Source organism: Geomicrobium sp. JCM 19037 (assembly GCF_000698105.1).
In the GTDB taxonomy this organism is placed as follows: Bacteria; Bacillota; Bacilli; order Bacillales; family Marinococcaceae; genus Geomicrobium_A.
In genome coordinates, this window is sequence record NZ_BAWZ01000052.1 from 1 (window position 1) to 25,480 (window position 25,480).

At 41.5% G+C, this 25,480-nt stretch carries 30 protein-coding genes and 1 pseudogene; all 31 read left to right on the forward strand.

The window, feature by feature from the left end; all coding sequences use genetic code 11:
* Positions 1-683: 683 nt before the first annotated feature.
* The 31 genes and pseudogenes from JCM19037_RS27915 (at position 684) to JCM19037_RS20540 (ending at position 24,409) form a co-directional block, all read left to right on the forward strand.
* Positions 684-2,023: pseudogene (locus tag JCM19037_RS27915) on the forward strand (ABC transporter substrate-binding protein).
* A 192-nt stretch (positions 2,024-2,215) separates the two neighbouring features.
* Positions 2,216-4,060, forward strand: coding sequence for a S9 family peptidase (locus JCM19037_RS20385; RefSeq protein WP_081829480.1), 1,845 nt, complete (start codon positions 2,216-2,218; stop codon positions 4,058-4,060).
* Between the two features lie 479 nt (positions 4,061-4,539).
* Positions 4,540-5,325 carry a hypothetical protein gene (locus tag JCM19037_RS20390; protein WP_042404215.1) on the forward strand — a complete coding sequence of 262 codons (786 nt, stop codon included), beginning with the start codon at positions 4,540-4,542 and terminating at the stop codon, positions 5,323-5,325.
* Positions 5,322-5,834, forward strand: a complete 513-nt coding sequence (locus tag JCM19037_RS20395; protein WP_042404217.1) for an SAF domain-containing protein — start codon at positions 5,322-5,324, stop codon at positions 5,832-5,834. Before JCM19037_RS20390 ends, JCM19037_RS20395 begins: the two co-directional genes overlap by 4 nt.
* Positions 5,809-6,123 (forward strand): hypothetical protein, encoded by a 315-nt coding sequence (locus JCM19037_RS26095; protein ID WP_193744830.1) that lies wholly within the window; start codon positions 5,809-5,811, stop codon positions 6,121-6,123. The genes JCM19037_RS20395 and JCM19037_RS26095 overlap by 26 nt, the downstream gene beginning before the upstream one ends.
* A 29-nt stretch (positions 6,124-6,152) precedes the next feature.
* Positions 6,153-6,632, forward strand: a complete 480-nt coding sequence (locus JCM19037_RS23695) for a hypothetical protein (protein WP_052364144.1) — start codon at positions 6,153-6,155, stop codon at positions 6,630-6,632.
* Entirely contained in the window at positions 6,605-7,423 is an 819-nt protein-coding gene (locus JCM19037_RS20405) for an AAA family ATPase (protein ID WP_081829481.1), read from the forward strand. The genes JCM19037_RS23695 and JCM19037_RS20405 overlap by 28 nt, the downstream gene beginning before the upstream one ends.
* Positions 7,312-8,646, forward strand: a complete 1,335-nt coding sequence (locus JCM19037_RS20410; protein WP_042404221.1) for a CpaF family protein — start codon at positions 7,312-7,314, stop codon at positions 8,644-8,646. The genes JCM19037_RS20405 and JCM19037_RS20410 overlap by 112 nt, the downstream gene beginning before the upstream one ends.
* On the forward strand, positions 8,643-9,575 hold the full coding sequence (locus JCM19037_RS20415; RefSeq protein WP_042404222.1) for a type II secretion system F family protein: 933 nt from the start codon (positions 8,643-8,645) through the stop codon (positions 9,573-9,575). The genes JCM19037_RS20410 and JCM19037_RS20415 overlap by 4 nt, the downstream gene beginning before the upstream one ends.
* A gap of 3 nt (positions 9,576-9,578) precedes the next feature.
* Positions 9,579-10,436 carry a type II secretion system F family protein gene (locus tag JCM19037_RS20420; protein ID WP_042404225.1) on the forward strand — a complete coding sequence of 286 codons (858 nt, stop codon included), beginning with the start codon at positions 9,579-9,581 and terminating at the stop codon, positions 10,434-10,436.
* A gap of 91 nt (positions 10,437-10,527) precedes the next feature.
* Positions 10,528-10,743, forward strand: coding sequence for a hypothetical protein (locus JCM19037_RS20425; protein WP_042404227.1), 216 nt, complete (start codon positions 10,528-10,530; stop codon positions 10,741-10,743).
* A 56-nt stretch (positions 10,744-10,799) separates the two neighbouring features.
* A complete protein-coding gene (locus JCM19037_RS20430; protein WP_042404229.1) occupies positions 10,800-11,204 on the forward strand; it encodes a TadE/TadG family type IV pilus assembly protein in 405 nt (134 codons plus the stop codon).
* A gap of 11 nt (positions 11,205-11,215) precedes the next feature.
* Positions 11,216-11,857 (forward strand): hypothetical protein, encoded by a 642-nt coding sequence (locus tag JCM19037_RS20435; RefSeq protein WP_042404230.1) that lies wholly within the window; start codon positions 11,216-11,218, stop codon positions 11,855-11,857.
* A 25-nt stretch (positions 11,858-11,882) separates the two neighbouring features.
* Positions 11,883-12,224, forward strand: coding sequence for a hypothetical protein (locus JCM19037_RS20440; protein ID WP_152549165.1), 342 nt, complete (start codon positions 11,883-11,885; stop codon positions 12,222-12,224).
* Positions 12,185-12,511 (forward strand): hypothetical protein, encoded by a 327-nt coding sequence (locus JCM19037_RS20445; protein ID WP_042404234.1) that lies wholly within the window; start codon positions 12,185-12,187, stop codon positions 12,509-12,511. The genes JCM19037_RS20440 and JCM19037_RS20445 overlap by 40 nt, the downstream gene beginning before the upstream one ends.
* A gap of 20 nt (positions 12,512-12,531) precedes the next feature.
* Positions 12,532-13,248 carry a hypothetical protein gene (locus JCM19037_RS20450; protein WP_152549166.1) on the forward strand — a complete coding sequence of 239 codons (717 nt, stop codon included), beginning with the start codon at positions 12,532-12,534 and terminating at the stop codon, positions 13,246-13,248.
* A 101-nt stretch (positions 13,249-13,349) separates the two neighbouring features.
* A complete protein-coding gene (locus tag JCM19037_RS20455; protein WP_042404236.1) occupies positions 13,350-13,640 on the forward strand; it encodes a hypothetical protein in 291 nt (96 codons plus the stop codon).
* Between the two features lie 419 nt (positions 13,641-14,059).
* Positions 14,060-14,347 (forward strand): hypothetical protein, encoded by a 288-nt coding sequence (locus JCM19037_RS20465; RefSeq protein ID WP_042404238.1) that lies wholly within the window; start codon positions 14,060-14,062, stop codon positions 14,345-14,347.
* Positions 14,340-14,486, forward strand: coding sequence for a hypothetical protein (locus tag JCM19037_RS26100; protein ID WP_193744831.1), 147 nt, complete (start codon positions 14,340-14,342; stop codon positions 14,484-14,486). The genes JCM19037_RS20465 and JCM19037_RS26100 overlap by 8 nt, the downstream gene beginning before the upstream one ends.
* A gap of 41 nt (positions 14,487-14,527) precedes the next feature.
* Positions 14,528-15,892: a VWA domain-containing protein gene (locus tag JCM19037_RS20470; RefSeq protein WP_052364146.1), complete on the forward strand. Its 1,365-nt coding sequence runs from the start codon at positions 14,528-14,530 to the stop codon at positions 15,890-15,892.
* Between the two features lie 412 nt (positions 15,893-16,304).
* Positions 16,305-16,595, forward strand: a complete 291-nt coding sequence (locus JCM19037_RS20475; RefSeq protein ID WP_042404239.1) for a hypothetical protein — start codon at positions 16,305-16,307, stop codon at positions 16,593-16,595.
* Positions 16,596-16,640: 45 nt separating this feature from the next.
* Positions 16,641-16,931, forward strand: a complete 291-nt coding sequence (locus JCM19037_RS20480) for a hypothetical protein (RefSeq protein WP_042404241.1) — start codon at positions 16,641-16,643, stop codon at positions 16,929-16,931.
* A 182-nt stretch (positions 16,932-17,113) separates the two neighbouring features.
* A complete protein-coding gene (locus JCM19037_RS25305; protein ID WP_152549167.1) occupies positions 17,114-17,347 on the forward strand; it encodes a hypothetical protein in 234 nt (77 codons plus the stop codon).
* 371 nt (positions 17,348-17,718) lie between these two features.
* A complete protein-coding gene (locus JCM19037_RS28915; RefSeq protein ID WP_255357958.1) occupies positions 17,719-17,844 on the forward strand; it encodes a hypothetical protein in 126 nt (41 codons plus the stop codon).
* Positions 17,845-18,372: 528 nt separating this feature from the next.
* The gene (locus JCM19037_RS28920; protein ID WP_255357959.1) at positions 18,373-18,507 is read left to right on the forward strand and encodes a hypothetical protein; all 135 of its coding nucleotides are present in this window, start codon (positions 18,373-18,375) and stop codon (positions 18,505-18,507) included.
* Between the two features lie 113 nt (positions 18,508-18,620).
* On the forward strand, positions 18,621-19,526 hold the full coding sequence (locus JCM19037_RS23700) for a VWA domain-containing protein (protein WP_052364147.1): 906 nt from the start codon (positions 18,621-18,623) through the stop codon (positions 19,524-19,526).
* 167 nt (positions 19,527-19,693) lie between these two features.
* Positions 19,694-20,014 carry a hypothetical protein gene (locus JCM19037_RS23705; protein WP_052364148.1) on the forward strand — a complete coding sequence of 107 codons (321 nt, stop codon included), beginning with the start codon at positions 19,694-19,696 and terminating at the stop codon, positions 20,012-20,014.
* Positions 20,015-20,226: 212 nt separating this feature from the next.
* On the forward strand, positions 20,227-20,448 hold the full coding sequence (locus JCM19037_RS20505) for a hypothetical protein (RefSeq protein ID WP_042404248.1): 222 nt from the start codon (positions 20,227-20,229) through the stop codon (positions 20,446-20,448).
* Between the two features lie 1,525 nt (positions 20,449-21,973).
* Positions 21,974-22,264, forward strand: coding sequence for a hypothetical protein (locus JCM19037_RS20520; RefSeq protein ID WP_042404253.1), 291 nt, complete (start codon positions 21,974-21,976; stop codon positions 22,262-22,264).
* 525 nt (positions 22,265-22,789) lie between these two features.
* Positions 22,790-23,386, forward strand: a complete 597-nt coding sequence (locus JCM19037_RS20530) for a hypothetical protein (protein WP_042404257.1) — start codon at positions 22,790-22,792, stop codon at positions 23,384-23,386.
* A 747-nt stretch (positions 23,387-24,133) separates the two neighbouring features.
* Positions 24,134-24,409, forward strand: a complete 276-nt coding sequence (locus JCM19037_RS20540) for a hypothetical protein (RefSeq protein WP_042404261.1) — start codon at positions 24,134-24,136, stop codon at positions 24,407-24,409.
* Positions 24,410-25,480: the final 1,071 nt, after the last annotated feature.

Consider the following 25,480-nt stretch of genomic DNA (forward strand, 5'->3'; position numbering starts at 1 on the left):
CCGGACAGAAACCGGGCGGTGCGAGCAATTGAGTCCGTACAGCGCCCCTAGCCGGACAGAAACCGGGTGGTGCGAGCAATTGAGTCCGCACAGCGTCCCTAGCCGGACAAAATCAAGGCGACGCGAGCGATTTAGTCCGTGCAGCGCACGTAGCCGTGCACGTGCACTCTCATGTCGAAAGCGTGCGCATGCACAGCGGTTTGTTGCACGTACGGGGTTGGTGGTAGGAGTCGGGATTGTCCCCGCTCAGTTTCTCGAAAGCGTGCGCATGCACAACGGTTCCTTTGCACGTATGGGAGAGAGGCAGGTTTGCCCCCGCCCCCGCAGCACAAACCTGCCCACTCAGCCGTTTCGCTTGTGTCCCCTTTTACCCAGTAGTAGAATGGTAGGAGTACATATTTGGAGGGGTAATTATGAGAAAATTTACGCAACGTATCGTCGGTGGAGCGGTCGTTCTTTCGCTCGCGGGCGCACTGGCTGCTTGTACGGATGACAGTGACGTTGAGCCGGAAGATGTGCCGGCAGGCGATGATGAAGGGGAAGAGGCCGCGGCAGATGGCGGCAATATTGTCATCGCAGTAGATTCGGACGTGGTCGACTTGGATCCTCACGGGTCAAATGATACGTCGTCTACGCATGTGAGAACGAACATTTATGAAGGCTTGGTTGAGCACGACGCCGATATGGAGTTGCAACCAGCGCTGGCAGAAGATTGGGAACAGATTGACGAGTATACGTGGGAGTTCTACTTAACAGAGGATGCGGAATTTACGGATGGTACGCCATTTAATGCGGATGCGGTCATCGCGACGCTCGAGCGGGTGACGGATCCAGAAGAGGCGTCACCGCGTGCGTTTATGTATGACATGATTGAAGAAGTGAACGCGCTTGATGATTATACAGTGGAGATTGTGACGGAATATCCGTTTGCGCCATTGCTTGCGCACCTTGCTCATGATGGAGGTGGATGATTAGCCCAACGGCGATTGAGCAGATGCGGCGGGAGACCATAACTTGGATATTGATCCGGTGGGTACAGGCCGTTTGAGTTGGACAATTGGTCGCAAGGAAATGAAGTTGTGCTAACACGAAATGAAGATTACTGGCGCGGCCCGGTCGCGTTGGATTCAGCGACGTACCGCATTGTTGAAGAGCAATCAACGCGGATTGCGATGCTAGATCAAGGGGAAGCCATGTAGTGAACAGCATCGAACCGGCGAATACGAGCCAGGTAGAAAATAGTGAAAATGGAGACATTGCGTCTGTGGAAAGTTTGCGGATGGACTATCTCGGTTTTAACAACACGGCGGAACCGTTTGATGATCCTGACGTGAGGCGCGCGCTGTCGATGGCGGTGAACAAGGCGGAGATCGTAGAAGGAATTTTTGAAGGATTCGGGTTGGAAGCGATCGGCCCCGTGAACTATCAAGTGTTTGGATTTAGTGATGACATTGATCCGGTAGAGTATGATGTGGACGCGGCGGAGGAGCTGCTCGCGGATGCCGGCTACGAAGACGGCTTTGAAGCGGAACTGCTCGTTGAGTCAGGCAATTCAATTAATATGCAAATGGCCGAAGTCATTCAAGATCAACTTTCGGAGATTGGTGTGTCGGTGTCGATTCAGCTCATTGAGTGGGCAGCGCTATTGGATGCAACAGATGAGGCGAACTATGAAATGGTGCTTCTTGGTTGGACGACAGTGACCGGTGATGCGGATTACGGTACGTATGCGCTCTTCCACACGGACAGTCACGGACCTCCGGGCAACAATACGTTCTATACGAATGAAGAGGTCGATCAATTGCTTGATGATGCAAGACGGGAAACGGATGATGATGCGCGAATTGACATGTACCGCGAAGTCGCCCAACACGTGAACGATGATGCGCCGATGTTGCCGATTGTGCACGATGAGTTCCGCATCGGTATTTCCCATGATGTAGAAGGGTTTATTCAATTGCCGCACGGGGTGTATGACCTTCGTGAAACGACGATTTCCGGCGAGGCGTCTGGCGGATACTAAAGATGAGTCGAGAGTGTGATGGTGCGCGCTCTCATTTTGCACAACCTGAGGGGGAAGAGCGGATCTTCTCTCTTTTTTTTGTGGAAAATGTGGATAATTCCGTGAATATGTGAATAATTCTTACAACCTCTTGCAGGATTATCCACAACCTACGGCGAAACTGAAGAATAACGGATTGAAAGGATTGAGAACATGTATTTATCACCGAAAGAGCTCATCGAGATTCCGCAGTACCCGAATGTAGCGTTAAGTGGGGATGGGAGAAACGTGGCATTTGAGGAGCGGACGACCGACTGGAAAAAGAATGAATACCGGCGTCACGTGCGTGTATATAACCGTGAAACGAAGACAAGTACGCCGATGACGATTGGCAACACCGATAGCCGAGCACCGCGTTGGTCGCCTGACGATGCTGCGGTGGCGTATCTATCGCCTATAGATGGGAAAGACCAAATATTTATCCAGAAACTTTCATCAACGGGAACGGTTCAGCACACGTCCGCAGATGAGGGTGTAGAGCAATATGAATGGGCAACAGACGGGAACGGGATCTATTACGTTAGCAAACGTCCGTTATCCAAAACCGAGAAAGAGCGCAACGATACATACGGCGTTTACACCTATCAAGATGAGGACTTTCGCTATCATGAACTCTATTATCAATCGCTTGATGGCGATGCGGTTCCGCTGCTGCAAGGGTTGAACGTTCACATCCACTCCTTCGCGGTGTCGGGCGCGCGGCTTGTAATCAGTGCGGCTCCTACGCCTCGGGTTGTGGACGGGGTTCACCAGGCTGTGCGGATGTATGACTTTGGAACCGAACGCTGGGAGACGCTCGTCGAGGATTGCACGGGCAACGCGCGCCTGTCACCGGACGGGAGCAAAGTATGTTATACACACTTTCGGGACCCGAATCGGCATACGAGCAACAATCAGCTCGCGGTGTATGATGTGAATTCGAAAACGTCAAAAACCATCGATGTACCGATCGATGAGCACGTCACGCCAGTTAATTGGACATCACGCGGCATGTTCATCCAGTGGGCGGAGCGAACGAAGCTGTGCATCGGGTTTGTTGATGAGGCAGGACGTGTTGAACCGATGCACGCCGGCAGCGATGGCGTCGTTATGCTCGCTTCGACAAATGGTGAGTCAATCGCCTATACACGGGCAACGTCGACCGAACCGTATGACATCTACATAGACGACCAGCGGGTGACGAATAACAGCACGCACTTTACCGACAAACAGCTCGTCCAAAAAGAAATCATCACGTGGACGACCGCCGGTGGCGAAGAAATTGAAGGCATACTTTCTAAGCCCGCTGACTGGGATCACAGCAAAACCTACCCGCTCATCGTCGCCGTACACGGTGGCCCAGCCGGGACCTCCTTCGCGTTACAAGGAGTCAACCGTTACCAACCAATCGAATCCTTTATTGAAGAAGGCTTTCTCGTACTTGAACCCAATTATCGTGGCAGTGCCGGATACGGAAAATCTTTCCGAGGAGCCAACGTTAAAAACCTCGGAATTGGGGACTACGAAGACGTGATATCGGGAATCGATCTGCTCGGCGAACAAGGAATGATTGATCCCGAAAACGTCGGCATTATCGGGTGGAGTCAAGGCGGATACATTGCCGCATTCTGTGCGACGTATAGCGACCGATTCAAAGCCGCATCCGTTGGGGCAGGAGTAACAAATTGGTACACGTACTATACGAATACCGACATCACGTCATTCACGCCGCAATACTTAGCGAACGATCCGTGGATTGATCCTGACATCTATGCCCGGACCTCGCCCATGACCTACGTCCGAAACGGCGCTCCACCAACGCTCATCCAACACGGAGAAGCCGACGTGCGCGTACCCGTTGCCAACGCTTACGAACTGTATCGTGGCTTAAAAGACACCGGCCAAGACGTGAAAATGGCGATCTTCAAGCAGATGCCCCACGGAGCAACCAAACCCGGACAAAGCCTCGCCATTATGGAACAGAATATCGAATGGTTTCGGGAGAAGATGAAAAACTAAGCAAAGGAGGCCCAATACCTGCATGAGGTATTGGGCCTCCTTTTTTGTGATGGATGATTATTTTCCTATTTTACACTTATTTATTTCATCAAATAAAAAAAACCTTCAATTAGACTAGATTGGCAACATGCACTACCGGACTAATCGATCAGTGAGAAAAGCCCAAACCAAATTCTTAAGAATATTACATTACTAAGACTTAATGGTCACATCCGCCTAAAAACAACAGGAGGATGTTCACACGTTTGTCATAAACTTAAGAATTGTGTGAAAGGAGTGAGTGAAAAGTCCCGAGGTCCCGGTTTGGCAAAAACTATGATTTATCCAGGTTTTCCAGGGGTTTCACACAAAGCGAGAACGAGGAGTCCAAAAGTAACAAATTCCAAAATAGAGCTGTTATGCCTATTTGCAATTTGGTACTATAAGTGTCATCGAAAGGCATAGATTCAGATCGCTGTCGCTGGAGGGGGTCACAATATATGAATATTCTCATAGATGAGAGTTTAGGGATTCGACTCCCAACTGAGTATAAAAGCTATGATTTCCAATGGAACGAGAAAGATTTTCCTATTCGAAAAAGTGGACATTCTCTAAAAACGATCGCTTCTGATCAAAAGAACAAACGGCTTTCTACGTCAGTTCAATATCGACTATATACTACCGAAGCTGAAGTTGAGCATATGACGAGTAAAGTTGACGTGGAAGTTCCCTTGTATTATTTCTACGATCCACAAACAACGGATGATCAGAAGCTACAAAGAATTAAGCAGTGGCTTATTCCGCATTATCGGTTGCACTATATTAAATCCTCTCCATATCAAGCAAAAACATTGAGCCAAATTGAGCAGTTAGTGCGTTTATCATCAACCGATGACGGAGAACTTACTCGTTCTGAAGAGCGCTTGCTCATCTTAACACCGAAGGTAAAGCCATTTATTAAAACAAAAAAGCGATTCAAAATGTTCCCAACAAAAGAGTATAAAACGTTTAAATTAATTGAAAAAACGAGTGACAAATGGGAAATTCACGATGTTGGCAAATGGGAGACGTTATTTGCAAGAATGATGAAATTCAGTGAGCTTTCTAAGCACGAAGGCTGGATGACATATGCTGGCTTACATCCTTTTAAAGAAGATGCGCCTCCTGATAATTTAACAGTCGTCGAGTCAAGTGATACGATGCTTCCGGGTAATCTGCCTCATATTCAGCTGTATCTACCAATATCAATACTGAGGCTTAATAAAGGTGAGGGACGTACATCATGATAGATTCCAAAAGAAAAGCATTTATATTCTTAACATTAGCATTTATTTTAGCGATTGTAACAGCATTTATCGTCGTTAATGAGATCCAGAACGCACAGCGTGCCCTCAGCGAGACTACACCTGTACCGGTTGCGGCAGAAGATATTCCGACGTACTCAGAAATTACTGAGGACATGATTGACTGGATTGATGTACCGAGCTCAGAAGGGTTTGCTGAGATGGCCTTATCTCCTGATCAAATCATTGCTTCTGTCGCTATTGTAAATATGAGTGAAGGAGATTTGTTTACGGACAATATTCTTCGTTCTCAAGTGGATATACCTATGGATCATCGCATTGTTTGGCTGAATTCGACTGACAATGTCGTCCAAGATCAACCAGTAGCTGAAGGAGACATTGTAGACATCATTGTGACGGATGATCAAGATGATGGACCCGAGACGATAAGGTATTTGAAGACATACCCGTTGTGCAAAGGTCGAGATGGAAGAGGAGCCGGATCATATTAAAGTGTCAATGCCCATTAGTGATGCCCAAGCGTTTATACACTTCCAGCACACGGCTGATTACATTCGGATCTTACTCGCTAACCAAGTCCAACAGCCAGACTTAGGCAACCCAAACCCTGAGGAAGAAGCAAGGACTGAAGAAGAGCCAGAAGATGAAGAAGAGAGTACTGAAGATGCTGATGAATCGGATGAAGAAGATGAGGACGAAGACGATAGCGACGACGAAGATGAAGATGACCAAGAAGACGAAGATGAAGAAGATGAAGAAGATGAAGAAGATGATGAGTAATGATCCTATAGTGAGTGTCGAGGGGGAAAATGGAAGTTATAAAAAAAACAGCTGTTCTCCTCACGCATAATAACGAGACAAGAGACGAAATTTTAAAAGCCTTTGAAAATGAACCTTTCGATTTGATTGTCGCTACGAGTGCCAATGAGCTAGATGGCCAGCAAAACTATCTGTTGTATTTAATTGATCAAGATATTATTGATGCGACTGAAGAACTGCTTGTACCAACACATGCATATCTCGTCGTTCTTGCTCATGACAAGTCGTTTGAATCAGCAAGACGACTGATGAAAAAGCGTGCGTACGATATTGTTGTCGTTCCTGAAGAGATTAGTCAGCTCCACGAAGTGATGCAAACAGTTGAAGTAAGTGCAGTTCAATCGGCAGCAATGATTGACCGAGACCATCTAGCAAGTGGAATGGTAGGCGGAGGTCGTGTGCTAGGATTTTATAGCGCAAAAGGAGGGCGGGTAAGACAACAATCTCCTCGCTCGTCGCTCAGCACTTAAAAGCTCAACATGACAAGAAAGTGCTTCTTATAGATTTGAATGTACAATACGGCGGGCAAGAAGTACTGCTAGGTCTTGAATCAGTACGAACGTACATTGACTTAAAGCCTGTTCTTCGTGAGCTAGACATTCATCATATTCATAACATCACCGCTCATAATGAGGCATCGAACCTTGATGTTTTGCTTAGTCCATGTCAACCAGAGCAGGCGGAGGAACTAACAGACGATCTGATATCAGCGTTAATTCGAACCGCTCGGACGCATTACGATTATGTCATATTAGATATACCAAGTGATATTAATGACACGAGTTTTACAGCTTTAAATGAATCCACTGAGATTTACTATATTTTGACACCGGATAGCTTATCATTACGAAGTTATCGACATGCAATGAACCTGTTTGAAAGACTCAATCTTGAAAGATTTGAAAATGTTCATATTCTGTTAAACCAAGAACATGACAAGAGTGAATTGACGAATAAAGATATTTCAAACCTGATTGATCGTAAAATTGCAGGGAATTTCCACTCAGATTATTTGAAACTACAGCCGTATATAAACCTTGGAGAACCGGTATTCACCAGTGAGAAAAAGGCGAAATTCAAACTAGCTAAGGATGTATCTGGGTTTGTGAAGCGTCAACTATTAACAGCGAAGAAAGAGGGTGATGATTCGTGTCTTGGCTTCAAAAAGCAGCCTATCAGAGTAGAGTACCAAACGGGGAAAACTTCGATATTCGTCAGAATCAGGTGGAACGATGGGTTCGTCATTATAAAAATCGTTTGATTGGAGAAGCCAACTTAGAGTCAATCATTCGCCTCGAACCACAAGAGCGTAAGCAAACGATTGAACGTCTTGTCGTTCAAATGCTAGAAGAAGAACGGGTCATTATTCCGCGAAGTGAAATGGACCAAATTATCCAAAGGATTATCAATGATTCCGTTGGTTACGGTCCGTTGGAAAGCTTATTGAAAGACGATGATATTACAGAAATCATGGTGAACGGGCCTACTGATATTTTCATTGAGAAAAAAGGGAAGCTGTCGAAAACCGATACGAATTTCAAAGATGAAGAGCATATTCGTCATATCATTGATCGAATCATTGCACCAATTGGTCGCCGCGTGGATGAAAGTTCACCAATGGTTGACGCAAGACTTCCAGATGGAAGCCGTGTAAATGCAAGCATACCGCCAGTTAGTCTTAATGGACCCATCCTATCTATCCGTAAGTTTAATAAAGAGCCATTCAGTATGGAAGATCTCATTGATTTTGGTTCATTTACACCAGAAATGGGAGAATTCCTCGAAGCATTGGTGAAGGCGAAGACAAACATTCTCGTCTCTGGCGGTACAGGAAGTGGGAAAACTACTTTATTAAATGTATTATCAGCAAGCATTCCAAGCGGGGAGCGGATTGTAACGATTGAAGACATGGCGGAGTTGCGATTTAAGTATGACAATCTCGTTCGCATGGAAGCCCGTCCTCCGAACATGGAAGGCACCGGTGAAATTACCATTCGCCATCTCGTGAAAAACGCGCTACGTATGCGTCCCGATCGAATTATTGTCGGTGAGGTTCGAAGCTCTGAAGCATTGGATATGCTGCAAGCGATGAACACCGGTCACGAAGGATCGCTCACAACAGTCCACGCCAATACACCGAAAGACGCGCTTGGGAGGTTGGAAGCGATGGTCATCATGTCAGGGTTGCCGTTATCAGTAGATGTGATCCGCGACTATTTTGTCGGTGCCATTGAAATGATTGTGCAAATTACAAGATTACCCGATGGACAACGAAAAATTGTATCCATTGCTGAAATGGCAGAAGAAGACGGGAAGATTGTAATCAATGAGATTTTCAGGTATCGAAAAGAGGGCGTTTCTGTACACGGTGACTCCCTCGGTCAGTTTGAAGCTACAGGGTACATCCCTAAGGCGTTAGATAAGATTAGAGGTTTTGGTGTTGACGTTCCGAGCACATTGTTCCAAGAAGGCACACTGCTATGATAGGTGCTTGGACAACGCTCAGCCTATCGTTCTTAAGTGGCATCATTGCTGTTTTCTACATGGTAACGTCAATTCAAAAACAAAAAGCATCAAAAAGAATGGAACCATGGTTCGAAGATCCGAACAATCCAAAAAGAAGAAGTTTTGTTTTCTTAATTGGTGATCGGTATGATCGATCACTCCTGTCGGAATCTTTAAGAGACCGACTGATGAAAGCCAACCTAGGAATAAAAGCATCTGAATACGCGGGCATTTGCATTCTTATCTTTGCGGTGTTGTGGGTATTTAACAACTTCATCTTAAACATGATATTCCCAGTTGATTTCATCATTGCGTTCGCCATCGTTTGGGGCGGTTCCACTTATTATTTGAAGAGTAAGCGAAACAAACGGGCTGAAGACTTCAACAAACAACTCCCAGAAGTGTGCCGCATGATGAGTAACACCATTAAAGCGGGCCTCACTTTGCAGCAAGGCATCCAGATGGTAAGTAAAGAAGTGAAAGATCCAATAGGGCCGGAATTCAACAGCATGTCCCATGAGTTAAGGCTTGGAAACAGCTTCGAGGAAGTGATGACGAAGTTTAAACAACGCGTTGAAAGTAAAGAGATGCACATATTTGTCGATACGATTCTCATACAAAGGCGCGTAGGTGGAAACCTCTCTGAAGTCTTGTCCCTGATGGCAGGTACGTTAGAGGAGCGTGGCAGAGTTAATCAAGAAGTCGATACCGTAACGGCGGAATCAAGATATATTGCCATCGTACTTCCAATAGTTCCGATTATTATGTTGCTGTTGCTGAACTTTGTTATTGAAGGATTTATTAATCCACTTTTTACACCTTTTGGGTTCATATTAATAGCATTTTTTGTGGCATTTCAATTACTAGGTTTCTTCCTCATTAAAAGAGTAGCAAAGATAAGGGTGTAGACGATGAGTAATATAGCCGGTTTTGCTTCCTTAATGATTGGCATCATTATAATCTTACTTCTTTTCGCTTTTGTTTATATTTGGATGCTAAGTGCGCAAAAGCAAAAAGCCATTCAATATATCGGCAAGGAAAAGAAGCAAAAAATGAAGTTCAAAGATCGTATATGGCAGACGATCTTTTCCTTCTCGAAAAAACTTGCACCAACCGCAAGTCGGATTAAATTATTCAGTAATGAAAATCGAGATGGACGAAATTTACGATTAGCGGGTCTTACGAAGAAACTATCATTGTATGAGTTTTACGGGTTGCGATTAACGATATGGTTTTTAACCTTTATGGGAGCAACCGCCTACTTTATTCTTGGTTTACCATTCCGTTCAATAGTGTTGCTCGTACTACCCGTCGCTGCGTTTTTCTTACCTAACCTATGGTTAAAGCATAAAGCGAAAGACCGCCAAGAGCAGATTAGCGCATCGATGCCTGATTTCTTAGATATTGTGAGTGTGTCATTACAAGCAGGAGCTTCGCTAGATGGGTCGTTAAGACAAGTCGCAAATAGCATACAAGGGCCATTAAGCGATGAAATACAACAATTAAATAGAGAAATTAGTTTTGGAGTTCAAAGGGAAACAGCATACCAGAGTTTAATCGAGCGTAACAATTCCAAAGAGTTGGAAGTGCTCATTCAGTCATTAGTACAAGGAGGTGAACTAGGAGTTCCGGTGTCTCGTACCTTTAGAGTGCAAGCAGATGATTTAAGAGCGAACCGAGGGTATAACGCCAAGGAACAAGCGCTAAAGCAAGTCCAAAGATCACAATTATTACGACATTTACGATTGTACCGTCAGTATTTCTGTTAATTGTAGGGCTGCTGTTCTTGAATTTCCTATACAACCCAGGAGCTTTTGGCTTAGATATTCTATTTTAAATTTAATTAAGGAGTGAAAGACAATGAAGAAATTTTATGTGAAAGCAAGAAGCTTGTATAACCAAAGAGTGAATAACGAAGACGGTGCTGTATCCTTTGAGTGGATCATGTTAGGGATGTTGGCAGTTGCAGTGATTGGGGTAGTAATTGCAGCACTAGACGGTAACGGTGATGGTTTGGCTACTGCTATTATGGGAGTACTAACCGACTTGGTTGAATCCATTAGTGATGGAATTTAAGAAGTATTAAAATAGCACATGAAAGTATTCAATCTGCGAAGGGAGAAGGGTAGAAGATGATCAATATTCGTAAAGCTATTCGTAATGAAAGAGGTTCCCAATTATTAGAGTTTCTTGCGATTTTCCCATTGATCATCTTTGCTTTTCTCTTTATTTGGCAGATGGCTTTAGCTGCATATTCAATTGTAATTGCGGAAGTTTCTGCACGGGATGGAGCAAGGGTGGCCGCTATTATGGAAGACTTTAGTGGTGGCGAAGTTGAATATGCTGTAAATCAAGCAGCGAAAAGTTTAGAAGTAAGAAACGTTAACGTAAAAGAAGGATCAACGTCTTATGGACGTGAGGTTACGGTTGAAGTGCAAGTGCAAATGAGAACGATTGATGTTCCGTTTATTGGGGAGTTGGATTTTCCAATCACAGGGGATGCAACAATGCCATACGAAGTTGATGATGACGATTAGGAGGGTGCTCTATGCGAAGGCTCATTAAGAGTAAGTGGGCATATATCAAAAACGAACAAGGGAGTTCACATGTTCTTTCCATCGGTTTAATCATGGTAGCGATCTTACTAAGCTTTGTCTTTTTTGATATGTATTCCACGTTTGCCAGCAAGAATATTAGTCAAACGTCTTCGGATGCAGCAGCTCTTGGGGCAGCAGAAGAAATTCGAAAAACGTACGAAGATGGATTAAAAGATGATTTAGATCGTTTGTTATCGAGCATAGATGAGGATGACGAGGATTTATATCCTATTAAAGAGAGGATAGAAGATGCAGCAGAAGTCAATGTTATCGAATCGCTCATTGACTTATACAATGCTATGGAAGAAGACAATCCCGAAGAAATTATATTTGAATCTATGTGTAGTACAATTCGTCAAAGTGAAAGTGACATTATTCAAGTGGCTCAACATTATGCAGATGAAAACGGTGCAAGTGGTCCAATTAATAACTTCCAATTTCCACATGATGAGAAATTTGCGGTTATTCTAGCAACAGAGAGGGATACGGCTTTTGCTACAGTCGACCTAGATGACCTTCAATTAGACACTCACGCAGCAGCAGCTGTAAAGCTTCCTAAAGAATTAGATTATGATCAAAATTATTGCGGTTAACGAATATGATGCGGAGGTTATGAGTATGAGAGGGAACGTGCAAAGCGCCATCTATTCCAGATTCATTATTGGATTGCAAATCCTCGCCATAGTACTAATGATGGGTGCACTTCCTGCTCATGCCGAGGACAATGATCGGATGTACTTTGATTACGAAAGTGATACAGTATTAACGGAAGGTGATCATGCGACCGATGGAAGCACCGATTCAGGTGGATGGATTCAAGGGGCGTGGGATTGGCTGACAGCGACTGGTTCAGACGCTATTGATTATGCAAGCAGCTTTTTGGTGATTTATTTTCAAATATCGGTGACTTTTTTAGCTCCTTGTGGGAGTCGTTACCGGATGCAATTCAAGGTCTCTTAAAAGGTCTTGTTGCCGGGCTAATCGCAGCCGTTGCTCTTGTAGCTGTTGCTGCATTGTTGGCAGTTTCGGCTAAAGTAATTCTCATCGCTGCAGCTGTCGCTCTTGTAGCAGCAGGAATCTACGGACTTATTGTAGGTGGCGAGAACTTCAATTGGCTTCACGGGATCCTTGCAGGGGCAGCAGGTTTCTTATCAGTGATCGGAGCAGTTTCGCTCGCAGGTACAGGGTTTGCCGCATTTCTAGGGCAAATGGCTAGGGGCTTGGCACCGCGCTCATGGGCGTACTAAGAGGGATCGGGTCAGCCATCATGGGTATGATACGAAGTCTGCCGGCACTTACAGCAGGGTTAGCCAGAGGTATTGGTACCATCGCATCAACCTATTGGGGCTATATCTTAAAAGGTGCAGGAGCCGCGTGGGCTTCTATGAAGTGGACACTTGGCGGTGCCTGGGGCTGGATTAAAGGAATGGCAGCAGGTGGATTTACCTGGTTTAAAAATACCGCTGTAGGCGGGTGGATTGCAGGGAAAGTAGGCGCCTTTTTTACAGGTACTGCATTTGGAAAGTGGATAGCGGCTTCTTATGCAGCTGTAGGGTTTAAGAATTTGATGCTTGGTAATTTTACTTTAAGTTTTATTTTAACGATTTTTTCTGATGATCCAAACCTTGCTACATTTGGGCAAAATTTATTATTCGGCTTTACAGCACCATTATTTGGCGGTGCTTGGACGGCTTTTAGAGCGACAGGAAGCTTATTCAAAAAAAGTGGAATTTGGATTGGGACTTCACTTTTTAGTGGCGGATTATATTCTCTATCGAATGGGGAATTTAATATTGAAACTTTTTTATCAGCTACCCTAGTATCTGCATTGTTTTTCCCAGTTGTTGGTATGATACTTGGTAAATCAAACAACCCATTTTTTGGCGCAGGAGTTAGTGCTATAGAAGAATTTACTAAAAAACAACTAGTTAATCGATTTAAAATAAGCAATATCAGTTCTGGCCTAAAAACAAGTATTAGGTAGGTATAGAAATTATTGTTAATACATTTCGATTTCTTAACTATTATCGAAATGAATTGTATAGACACCTATTAAGGATCTATCTACGATAAGAGGTGAAGGCGTTGCTTTACAAAATATTGAATTTATCTACTGTTATTACTGTCGGAATTTTAACAGTGGGTATTATAACTTTAATATTCTCTCCTGAATATTTGAGTGACCTTTCAGATAATCGTTTTTTACTATATCTATTTAGTGGTTTCTTAATCATCACTGCTAGTCTCGCTATGATGAATGTTCGTAGGAAAAAGAATGAAAATCAGAAGTTGACAAGAGAAGACGCGATTAGAAGTATAAGTGAATTGGTTGGTATAGGCTTGGTCATTGCCTTTTTCAATGGGGTGTTAATGTAATGCTATAAGCAAGAATAAATCATATTGATGTGAATTTGATTAGAGAGGTTAAAGTATTGAAATTGGCACTTCTTAACCTTTACGTCCTAAAACTAGAGGTGCAAACCTTGCTATACAAAATCTTAAATTTCTCTTCAGTAATGACAACAATAATATTGATTATGGGTATATCTTCATTGATTTTCTTTTCGGATGAATTGAATAATTTAGCAGAGAATAACGTGCTACTATATTCGTTTGTTTCCATTTTTTTCATATTAAGCTCTTTAGCTATGATGAATGTACGACGAAATTCAAGGGAAGATAAGGTATTAACAAAAGAAGATGCGATACGAAGCGTCGGGTTGCTCATTGCGCTCATGTTGTTTATGGCTTTTTTCAACGGAATGCTTTGGTGAATGAATCAGGGATGTGGTTAAGTGAATCGTTTCTTAAATGCAATAACTGCTATTTGCATAATTTTCATAGTGACTGTATTTACTCTTGCAGCTTCAATAGATGGTTTTGAGAACATTTTTCCTGAGTACCCTGTGCTTTCAAATATTTTGATAGTTATCACGGTTTTATTGGTGTATGGAGCTATATTAAATTGTATGAGATTAAGCAAGGAAGATAAAACAATTACGGTGAAATTAGCAATACAAACTTTAATTTATATTGGGGTATTAGTGCTTGTGATGAGTTTTACGATGTCATTATTTGAATAACACCTTCATGGCAATGATGAATGTTCGTAGGAAAAAGAATGAAGATCAGAAGCTGACAAAAGACGAGGCGATTCGAAGTGTAAGTGAGTTGGTAGGCATTGATTTGGCCATTGCCTTTTTCACCGGAATGCTTTGGTAAGCGTAACTTCCCTATGAATTATATGGAAAGGATGTCCGACCTTGAAAAAATATACGATTCTAGGAATCTCACTTTCTTTGATGGTCCTCGCGGCGTGCGGAGGAGAGAACGAAGAGGAACCAGAGCCGGAAGAAGCGTCAGATGAAGAAGTGACTGAAGTCTCAGGAGACGAATCAACGGATGAAGAGGAGACGGTGGATATCGGAGACCTCACCCGTTTCCAAGGCGACGATGTTGCAGAATGGCTTCGTGCGGAGCCGGGGACGTTTCATGGCGATGACTATGACGAGGAATTAGTGACGGCAACGTTAGAGCAAGCCATCAGTGAGGGCGCGGACGAAGAAGAACTCTACTACACGTTGTTGGATCTAGTCGCTGAAGACTATCGTGATTTGCAAGCTTTCATTGACGATCCGGGTATCGTGTTTGAAGGCGAATCAAGGGATGCTGATGAGCGTGAGGAAGAAGAGCTGGAAGCGGAGCTGAACGTGCAAGTCTTGTTCGATGCGAGTGGCAGTATGGCCGCTTCTGTTTCTGACGGCGTCAAGATGGAAGTAGCGAAAGATGCTGTTGAAGACTTTTTGGGTGAGATGCCGGAAGGCACGAATGTGTCTCTGCGCGTGTACGGTCATAAAGGTAGTAACCAACGAGACGGAAAAGAAGAATCCTGTGCAGGGACTGAAGAAGTGTATCCGTTAAGTGCATATGATGAGGACGCTTTTAGTGACGCACTTAATCAATTCGAGCCGACAGGGTATACGCCTATTGCTGCCTCCATCGAGGCTGCCCAAGATGATTTGGCTGATGCAGACGGTGAGAATGTGCAAAACATCGTCTACATTGTAAGCGATGGTGAAGAGACGTGCGGCGGTGATCCTGTTCAAGCTGCTCAAGATCTTAATGAAAGTGACATAGAAGCCGTCGTAAACATTATCGGGTTTGATGTTAACGATGACGAACGCGATTCTTTAATGGAAATTGCTGAAGCGGGACAAGGGGAATACTTGGCTGCAGATACGGGCGAGGAAATGAGACGGCAGTTGCAAGAAGAATACGCGGAGCGGATTTTAAATTCACTCACTTGGGAACGAGAAAGCCGTGTGGATAATTACGATCAAACGACAGACTTTCAGGTAGAGGCATTTGACGTTGACACAGAAATGCGTGTGCTCATAAATGACGAACGCAATCAACAACGTGAAGCTTTAAGAAGTATTGATCTCGGCAATCTCAATCCAGACGTGATGATTGACTTCATCAATGAACGGCAGGATAAAATTGGTGATTATCGAGATGAACAGATGGGGCTGATCCGAGAAGAAATCCGAGACGGCTCAAGTGAACGCCGCCATGAAATTGGCGATGAAGCAAGAGAAGAACGACGAGATATCAGAGATGATCGATAGCAGCTCCATATTTGGAGGCTTTTTTCATAAAGTAATGGCTTAATAGAAGGATCAGAAATCGTAGAGGAGTGGCAGAGATGTCAGACTCATTTTGGAAGAAACTACGATGGTGGGTATACATTGGTGGAGTAGGTGGAATAGCTACGTTCACTTATTTTGTAAATGCACAGCCAGATGTTATGGAGAGAATTTTTTAGGTAACATATGGCTTTTAGTCATTGTAATTATTGTCGCGTGCATGCTCGGATTTCTCATCCCCCTTATGGAAATTCGATTAAGCCGAGGGGTGTTGGATGGAAGGACTGTTGGTCTTACATTCGGTGTCGTGGTAGCACTGCTCATCTTCTTTTCGGTGACACGACTATAACATGAGGGTTTTATAAGAGGGAACATGCGCTAAGGAGTGGCAGAGATGTCAGACTCATTTTGGAAGAAATTGCGTTGGTGGGTATACATTAGCACTATTGGTGGAGCTTTTTTATTCCTGTATTTGATGAATGCACAACCCAGTTTTATGGAAAGAGTTTTCGTTGGCAACATGTCTATGTTAATTATCGTAATTGTGATCTCATGCATGCTCTTTATCCTAATCCCTCTCATTGAGATTCGATTAAGCCGAGGAGTGCTGGATGGAAGGACTGTTGGTCTTACATTCGGTGTCGTGGTAGCACTGCTCATCTTCTTTTCTGTGACACGACTATAACATGAGGGTTATATAAAATGGAACATGCGCAAAGGAGTGGCAGAGATGTCAGACTCATTTTGGAAGAAACTACGATGGTGGGTATACATTGGTGGAGTAGGTGGGGTTGTTGTTTTTATCTATTTCGCCGACACACAGGCAGAAGCGATGGAGAGCTTTTTCAGTGACCGAATGTGGCTATTTGTTGTTGTTTTAATAATTGCGTGTATACTCTTTGTCCTAATCCCTCTCATTGAAATTAGACTAAGCCGAGGAGTGTTAGACTGGAGAACTATTGGTTTAACATTAGGTGTTGTTGCGGCATTAATTCTCTTCTTCTCACTCACAAGGCTATGACAGGAGGCTTTTATAATGGGTCAACCATTTACGCTATTTACAGAAAAAATCTCAGCACCTGATGATGCGAAACCTTACCAAGTCATGGTGAGCGCAGAGTTTCATGATCAAGAAGTTTTTGACCGTCTGTTAGCGATGGCGAAAGACGTCCACGCCTTTGTGTTCTCTATCGTGGACGATTATTGCACTTATTTAAAATTAAAAAAGAGAAGAAGTATACATTTGATATGGTGTATCGAAACGACAAGATTGATTACACCGAACAAACACTTTTAAACTTATTGGAAGAAAACGAATGGTTGTACAAGTTCGAGGAAGAACAACTGCAAGAAGAGTTTCTCAATGAAGGAATGCAGACAATGGAAGACTTTCTGCTAAAAGCAAACCGATTGATTCGTGACAACAACACCTACTAATCAATCTCTTACTTCAGGTGACGGCTAAAAGAAGTATAAAGTAAATCCTCAGTTAAATCAGGGTTCTGGCAGGCTCTTTTAGTGCGAGGACATTTGTGATAGCAGGGTTAATGATTACCGCCATAGACGCTTTTTATTATGAGAAACTAGAAAACTCCCAAAAAATACAATGAGTATGCCGTGACAAGCTTAGTGGGGTGTGCATCTTGCTATATAAAATCTTAAATTTCTCATCAGTAATGACAACAATAATATTAATTGTAGTTATTTATATGCTGTTTTTTATGAATAACGAGTTAAGAGCTTTTTTAGATAATGATGTACGTAAATATTCGTTTATTATAACGTTCTTACTCTTGGGTGCTTTAGCTATGATGAATGTACGACGAAATTCAAGGGAAGATAAGGTATTAACAAAAGAAGATGCGATACGAAGCGTCGGGTTGCTCATTGCGCTCATGTTGTTTATGGCTTTTTTCAACGGAATGCTTTGGTAAATGAAATAGGGATGTGGTGAAGTGAATCAACTACTAAGGGTTTCTAGAATTTTGATGATTGTATTGATGTTCTTGTTTTTTGGAATAGGCATGGTTTGGCCAGATGTGTTGAATGTCTTAAGAACTAACTTAGTTTTAGGATATTCGTTGATTATAATTGTTGGTGTACTTGCCTTTCTAGCAATTCTTGATGTCTATAAATCACACTTTGAGATCGAAAAGTTCACGGGTAAGATGATCTTTCAAGCGACCCTTTATATAGTGGCTCTACTAATTATTATTTTGATGGTTCGAAATGTTTGAAGTGAGTATGGATGTATTCGTTAGGAAAAACCATATGCTGTTTAGATAGAGTCTGCTAGATGAGAAATACATACAATGAACGAAACTTTCAGTGTATTCAGACCGTAAATAACTGATAATGAGTTGAAGTGTTTGTCTTGAGTGATGCCTTTTGGAAAAAACTGCGGTGGTGGGTCTACATAGGCGGTGTTGTGTTCTTTTTTCGCAGGTATACAAGCGGAGTTTATGGAAAGCTTTTTTGCTGACTATATGTGGCTACTCATCGTTGTGATTGTTATCGCCAGTTTGCTCTTTATTATGATTCCATTAGTTGAAATACGTCTAAGCCGTGGTGTCATGGACGGAAGACTGTCGGTTTGACGCTAGGTGTCGTCGTCATGTTGATTATCTTTTTCTCTCTCTCAAGGTTATAACTAGTAACAGTTGTGGTGTAATTAAGTCAAAAAACAAAAACTAGTGCTGGAGGAGTATATATGAGTATAACAATTAAAATTCCTATTTTTATCGTGCTATCCATAGTAATAAGTGGTTGTACAAATGATGAATCAGGAGCAGATGAAGATTTGTCGAACGATGAGCAGGATGCCCCAAAAGAGGAGCCTCAATCGAGCGATGATCCACATGAAGTATTGGATGAGCTAATTGCAGATCTTGACGCCCCTCCTGAAGATTTAGCTGAAGCATTGGAGCAATCGGCAGGTCCACTGCAGCAAAAGCGGATCGATGACGATGAAGAAGCGTTTATGGAAGTGATGGCACCGCTGATGGAATTCGATGCGGAAGAGTGGGATGACTCGGAAGAAACGCATGATCAGTTATGGACATTGGTCCACTCTTGGGTGGCAGCGGACTTCCCTGGTCCGAACAGTATCGTTCAACAAATCCGTCAATCGCAAATTGGACACCCTGATTTCGAAGAAGACGGCACGTTTTCGTTTGAAGATCAGTTCAATGTGCAACTCATTTTAGATGCGAGCGGAAGTATGGCCGGTGAAATCGATGGTACATCAAAAATGGACATTGCGAAAGATTCCATTCTTGCATTTATTGATACGTTGCCGGAAGACGCACAAGTCGGATTGCGTGTTTACGGGCACGAAGGCGATAACACGAGTGAAGGACAAGAAGTCTCGTGTCAAAGTTCCGAGTTGATTTATGATATCCAGGAGTACGATGAAGGTGAAATTTCAGATGTTCTGAATGATATTGAGCCGACAGGGTGGACGCCGATTTCTTATTCTTTACAAGAGGCGGAACGGGATTTCATGGAGTATCCAGGTGAAGAAAACACCGATATCATCTATCTCTCAGTGACGGAATTGAAACGTGTGATGGCGATCCGGTTGCGGCAGCAGAACAGCTCAGTTCATCGGATGTAGAACCCTTCCTAAATATCATCGGATTTGATGTTGATCCCGAAGGACAGAAGGAGCTTCGAGAACTGGCAGACCTTACACAAGGAACGTATACGAATGCTGCTAATGAGGATGAATTAACCCAGCAACTGGAACAATCTCAAGAGCTTTCCGATCGTTGGGAGGATTGGTTGAGAGGAGCAAGTTTAGATGCCTCTCAAACGCGGTTTGCACTGAAACATTCAACGATTGCGGGTTATCGGAATACGTGGACAAGTCTTTTGCGTTCTCAAGATTTTGCAGCCAAAGATATTATCCGATTCCTTGAAAGTGAAGGACATATCTCATCGGATGCTCTTCAGTATTTAACTAGCAAAACCAATGAGCTACGTGATGAAATTTGGGATATTGCTGACGATCTCCAAGACGATCTAAACGAAATCAATGACAGCAATTACGAAGAGATGGTAGAAGAGATTGAGCAACTCAATGATATGTATGTGAATGAGTAACTCATCATGAGTGGAACACCAAGTCACCTGTTTGGAGGTGCATTCCATGAATCGAACAATTAGAGCACTGGTAGCGGGTGTTTTGCATTTGTATTAGCATTTTCCCCGATGCATACAGTTACAAATTTTGGTGTTTTCTCGTACTTGTAAGCTATAAAAATTCAATATGCTGAGAGGTTTATTAAAAACTAAGGTAAGTGGGGTGAACCCTGATGACTTCAAAAGATCTAGAAAATGAACAAAGTACGGCAGGGGTTACCATTGGATTGTTAATTATACCAGCAATAGCATCCTTTTTCGGTGCCATTATGCCCGAGTGGAGTTGGGGATATGCGGTGGGGTTTGCTGTTATTCTCTTGTTGCTACTTTTATATTCTTTAATTATTACCTTAACAAAATGGTATAAAACATATCTTGGCGTTTTTTGTACTTGATTGTTGTATTTAATGTGACTGGTGTGACCATGTTAATTGCAGTTTGGCGCGTGTATAATGAGAACATTTGGCTAGGGCTTATAATGGTAACATTGGTTGGAATTACGGTAACGCTTTCTATAAGACATAGGCAGTATTTAAATAATGCGATTAGAAACCCCAAGCAATACCCATTTATTGGAAATCTTTATAGGGTTGTTGCTCATTGTCTCAGCCTTTTTTAGTTCCTTCTAGTTATGGAATTTCCGTAGCATTGCAATCTTATTTTACTGCGGACACAACCTTTATTGTTTTAGGAGCGGTAATGGTACCCTTTGCATTTTTGCTTATTGCTTTAAGCCTATCCGCTGTTGCAATCATTAAGCCACAAAAAAGCTAAGAGATTTTAGGAAGGGCAACGATTGAAGGTGCTGAATACCCTTGCGTTTTCTCCAATGTATTGTTCTTGATTAATAATTAAAAGGGTTCCCCTCATTTTAGTGTAGAGCCAGCTCATACATTTGCATTAAAGACCTTTTTTCAAGTATTTATAGCACTAGTGAACAGCTCTTTAAGGAGTGGGTAATACAGAAATTCTCTAATGCATTAATTGCTGTTGATCAGGAAATAGAAAACTTCGAGATAGCTACCAAGTTAAGGCTAAACAAGTTTTGAGCAGTGATAATTAAACGTCTAACACAGTTATAATTCAGGTAGAGGTGGCTTAGTGGCGGGATTTTTAAATTTTGTAATGTTTCTCTGTATAGTTAGCTTCTTCGTTTTACAAGGATTTATTGTATTTGTAGATAACTTTGATAAGTTTTTCAATAGTGATAATTTACTAGCCACTTTAATATTAATTGTGTTATCCATTCTGTTGTATGGCTCGATTTTGAATTGTATGCGGATTGGGAATGAGCATAAAAGAGTTACTTGGATGTTAGCACTAAATCTTTAGGATATGTTTTATTTTTGCTGGGGGTAATGGCTATATCGACAAATTTGTTTTGGTGAAAGATCAATATTTAGTACCTACCTTCAATGACAAGTGGTGAGAACATCGCTCTATAAAATCTTGAATTTCTCTTCAACGTTCACAATAATCATCATAATTGCAAGCATATTTTCGCTGATTTTTTTCCCGAACGAGTTAAATGCTTTAGCGGAGAATAATGTACTTCGATACTCATATGCAACATTATTATTAGTATTTGGCTCTTTCGCTGTAATGAATTTGCGACGAAAATCAAGGGAAGATAAAGTATTAACGAAAGAAGATGCGATACGAAGTGTAGGGGAACTTTTTGTGTTTATCGTTTTTATTTCTATTTTTACTGGAATGCTCGGGTGAATATTATATCCTTAATAAACTAGAGGCAATTACTTAACAATAATTCAGCAATGAAGAAATGCTAATTGATAAACCTTCTATTGTATAAAAGGTGACCGTGGAATATATAAAAAATTATCAAATCTTAAAAAAGTTTTTATTGGATGGGTCTGTTGCTTGTACAGCGGTCAGCAGTAAAATTAAGAGGTGCAAACTTTGCTATACAAAATCTTAAATTTCTCTTCAGTAATGACAACGATAATATTGATTGTTGGTATATTTTCATTAATTTTCTTTTCGGATGAATTGAATAATTTAGCAGAGAATAACGTGCTCCTATATTCGTTTGTTACTGTTTTTTTCATATTAAGTTCTTTAGCTATGATGAATGTACAACGAAATTCAAGAGAAGATAAGGTCTTAACAAAAGAAGATGCGATACGAAGCGTCGGGTTGCTCATTGCGCTCATGTTGTTTATGGCTTTTTTCAACGGAATGCTTTGGTAAGTATATGTACTATAGCAGTTCATTTGGCTGAATATTAGCATTTGAGGTGTCTATGAATGGAATTACTATTCAGGATTTCTAATATAATAACAGCTGTCTATTTGGCGACCTTCATAACTATAGCTATCATATGGCCGCAGTTTTTTGAGTATTTATCGGCAACTACTTATGCCAAGTACTTTATAATTGGAGTCCCATCCTTCTTTGCATTATTAACAGTATTAAAATTAACAAGTGAAATGTTAGGCGACGGAACGGTAACCATTAGAAGAATTATCGGCTCTATTGTATATATAACTATTGTAGTTGCTGTCATCTATATGTTTCGGCGATGAGCATTAATGGCACATGGTTTTATATTGTATGTAAGGAGTCCATCATCTTGTTAAATAAGTTATTAAATTTTTTTGCGAGTGGGGAAAAGGCCTATTTGGAGGTTGAAAATATTTAAGCATGTAAGAATTAACTCAGAAAAATATAACTCTATTTTTAGAACTCAATATTAGGTATGTAAGAGGTGAAATCGTGGGCACGGAACAACAAAGAGGAATGAATTTGGCGGGAGCAACACTTGGATGGCCTATGGTTCCTGGAGTGCTAGCATTAGCTGCAAGTTCAACACCTGTGTGGGATGGGCGGTTTGCGATTACATTTGTATTAGTCCTCGCGGGGTTGTTTATTTACTCCTTGTACAATGTTATAACCAAGAAGTATAAAACCGAATTCCACAGAATATTACATGGAGTCGTTATGCTTTACGTTTCATCAGTATTCATGTTGGTTGCTGTGTGGAGGACATTTGGTCAATCTCTATGGCTAGGATCTTTCCTCCTATTACTGGTGATAGGTACAACTGTTTTATCATTTAAGCATAGACAATATTTAAGCAAGGCAATCAGAAACCCAAAACAATATCCTTTAATCGGCAAGATCTATAAGGCAGTGTTGATCATCTCGGCGGTTTTAGGACCAGCAAGTTATGGTATATCTGTTGCACTAGATTCCTATTTTGAAGCAGACACGATGTTAATCATTTTTGCTGCGATGCTTATACCATTTGCATACCTGTTTATTGTTTTAAGCTTCTCTGCTGTTTCAGTTATTAAACCACAAAAGAGCTAAGAGTTTTGAGGAAGGACGATTATCAATGAAAGTTTAAAAAAATGCACTGAGGATCTATAATCAAAATTTAAAGAATGTGCTTTCCTCATTAAGTGTGATCGTTCTTCCTTTATTTATTCTCGAGTACTTTATCCGTGTTGGTTCACGATCTTATTTTGAATTGCATGCACTTGATGGGGTCGGAACGTTTGTGAGCGTAGCAGCCACGATTTTGATCTTGGCTCAGCTTCCGTTCATCATGATGGGAGCGACGTCGTTTGTACATGAGATTATTCGATTTTCTGTTTGTATTAAAGCCTTTTTCAAATATTTATTTCCGGTAATTGGAAGTTCTCTGGTGTTTATGATTGCAGCTGTAGCCGGCTTATACGCATTGATTATTCCGGGATTATATATTCTTGTTATGGCTGTTATCCATCCGTATGCTGCAATTATTCACAATAAAATGGGGCGGCTTTGTTTCAGATCTCTACAATTGGTTTCGAGCCTCCTTTGTTGATATTTTCATTCTCGTAATGGCATTCTTATCATTTAATGTATTGATAAGCAGCGGCGTCGTATGGGGAACTTCTGTAATTACTCAATCATTTTTTGCGATTAGTATGGTGCAAATTGTTATAAATCTACTAATACTGCCATTGTTCGTGTTTACAGTTCGCAGGAAGTTGAGGCACGAAAACAGGATATTCATTGAACACCATCAGCTAAAAAATGCTACAACTTTAGATTGTGAAGGGTGTTGTTAAAGTGAATTTACTCGTGAAAATATCCAAAACGATATTTATTATTATCACGATATTGTTTCTTGGAACAGCTACGTTATGGCCAGATGTTGTGTACAGAATTGCTGAGACGACGTATCTAAGTATAGCGATCATTGTTACAACGGCATTCTTTGGGTTCATTACTATAATGGACATTACAAGGTCAAGAATGGGAGCAGAAAAAATTACTCCACAACTTGTTGTAAGGTCGTTGCTATTTCTAACTGCAATGTACTTAGTAATAAATTTAGTTAGATGAGGGGTTATATTGGGTTCTTTAGTGGTCATTACGGCAGTGTTTTCATTAAGAAATATTTAGTATATAAACGATGCAATTCTGACTCCAAAACAATAACCGATTGTTGGTAAATAATATAGATTCATCTTAATAATCTGCGCTTTTTAACCACCGTTTTAAGTCTATCGGCTTTCGCAGTTGTAAAACCACAAACTAATTAGACTTCTAGGGCGGCGTAAAGAAGTTTACAACGAGGATATTAAAACTAAAAATGTAGGATGAAGGTATATCCATCATTCGTTCACCCATCACAAACACATAGCAATGAAGTAGTATGCTAAATACTAGTATTAGAATTTGAGGTGTCTATTAATGGAAACCCTTTTTAATTTTTCTTATGACCATAATTCTATGGCCAGAGTTGCATTATTATTTAGCTGAAACTTTACCAACATATATAATATATAGTGTAATAGGTGTCTTCATTTTTTTGGTTTTTTAGCCATTTTAAAATATACAAGTGAAATGTTAGGCGACGGAACGGTAACCATTAGAAGAATTATCGGCTCTATTGTATATATAACTATTGTAGTTGCTGTCATCTATATGTTTCGGACATGAGCATTAATGGCACATGGTTTTATATTGTATGTAAGGTGTCCATCATCTTGTTAAATAAGTGATTAAATTTTGCATCTGTGGTGTCAATAACTGTAATAAGTTTATTTGTATTAGCACTCATAGCATTTCCGCATTATTTAGAGATACTTATTAAAAGTAGTGTGATTATATATTCCTTTCTTACTTTATTATTTGTTTTTACTGCGATGACAATGATGAATGTACCCAGGAAAAGACATGAAGATAAGTTATTAACGAGAGATGATGTGATCCGGAGTATAAGTGAGCTTGTGGGGATTATGGTAGTCATCGGCTTCTTCAATGGGATCTTTATGTAAGTGTGTCCAATTGCTGTTGCCGTATGGTCATAAAGTGATGTACTCAAGCTGAGTAAGATGGGCCGCTTTAGTTGATAATTATTAGGAAGTGATTTTTTGACGCAATTATTAAAGGTCTCAAAAAGAATTGCAA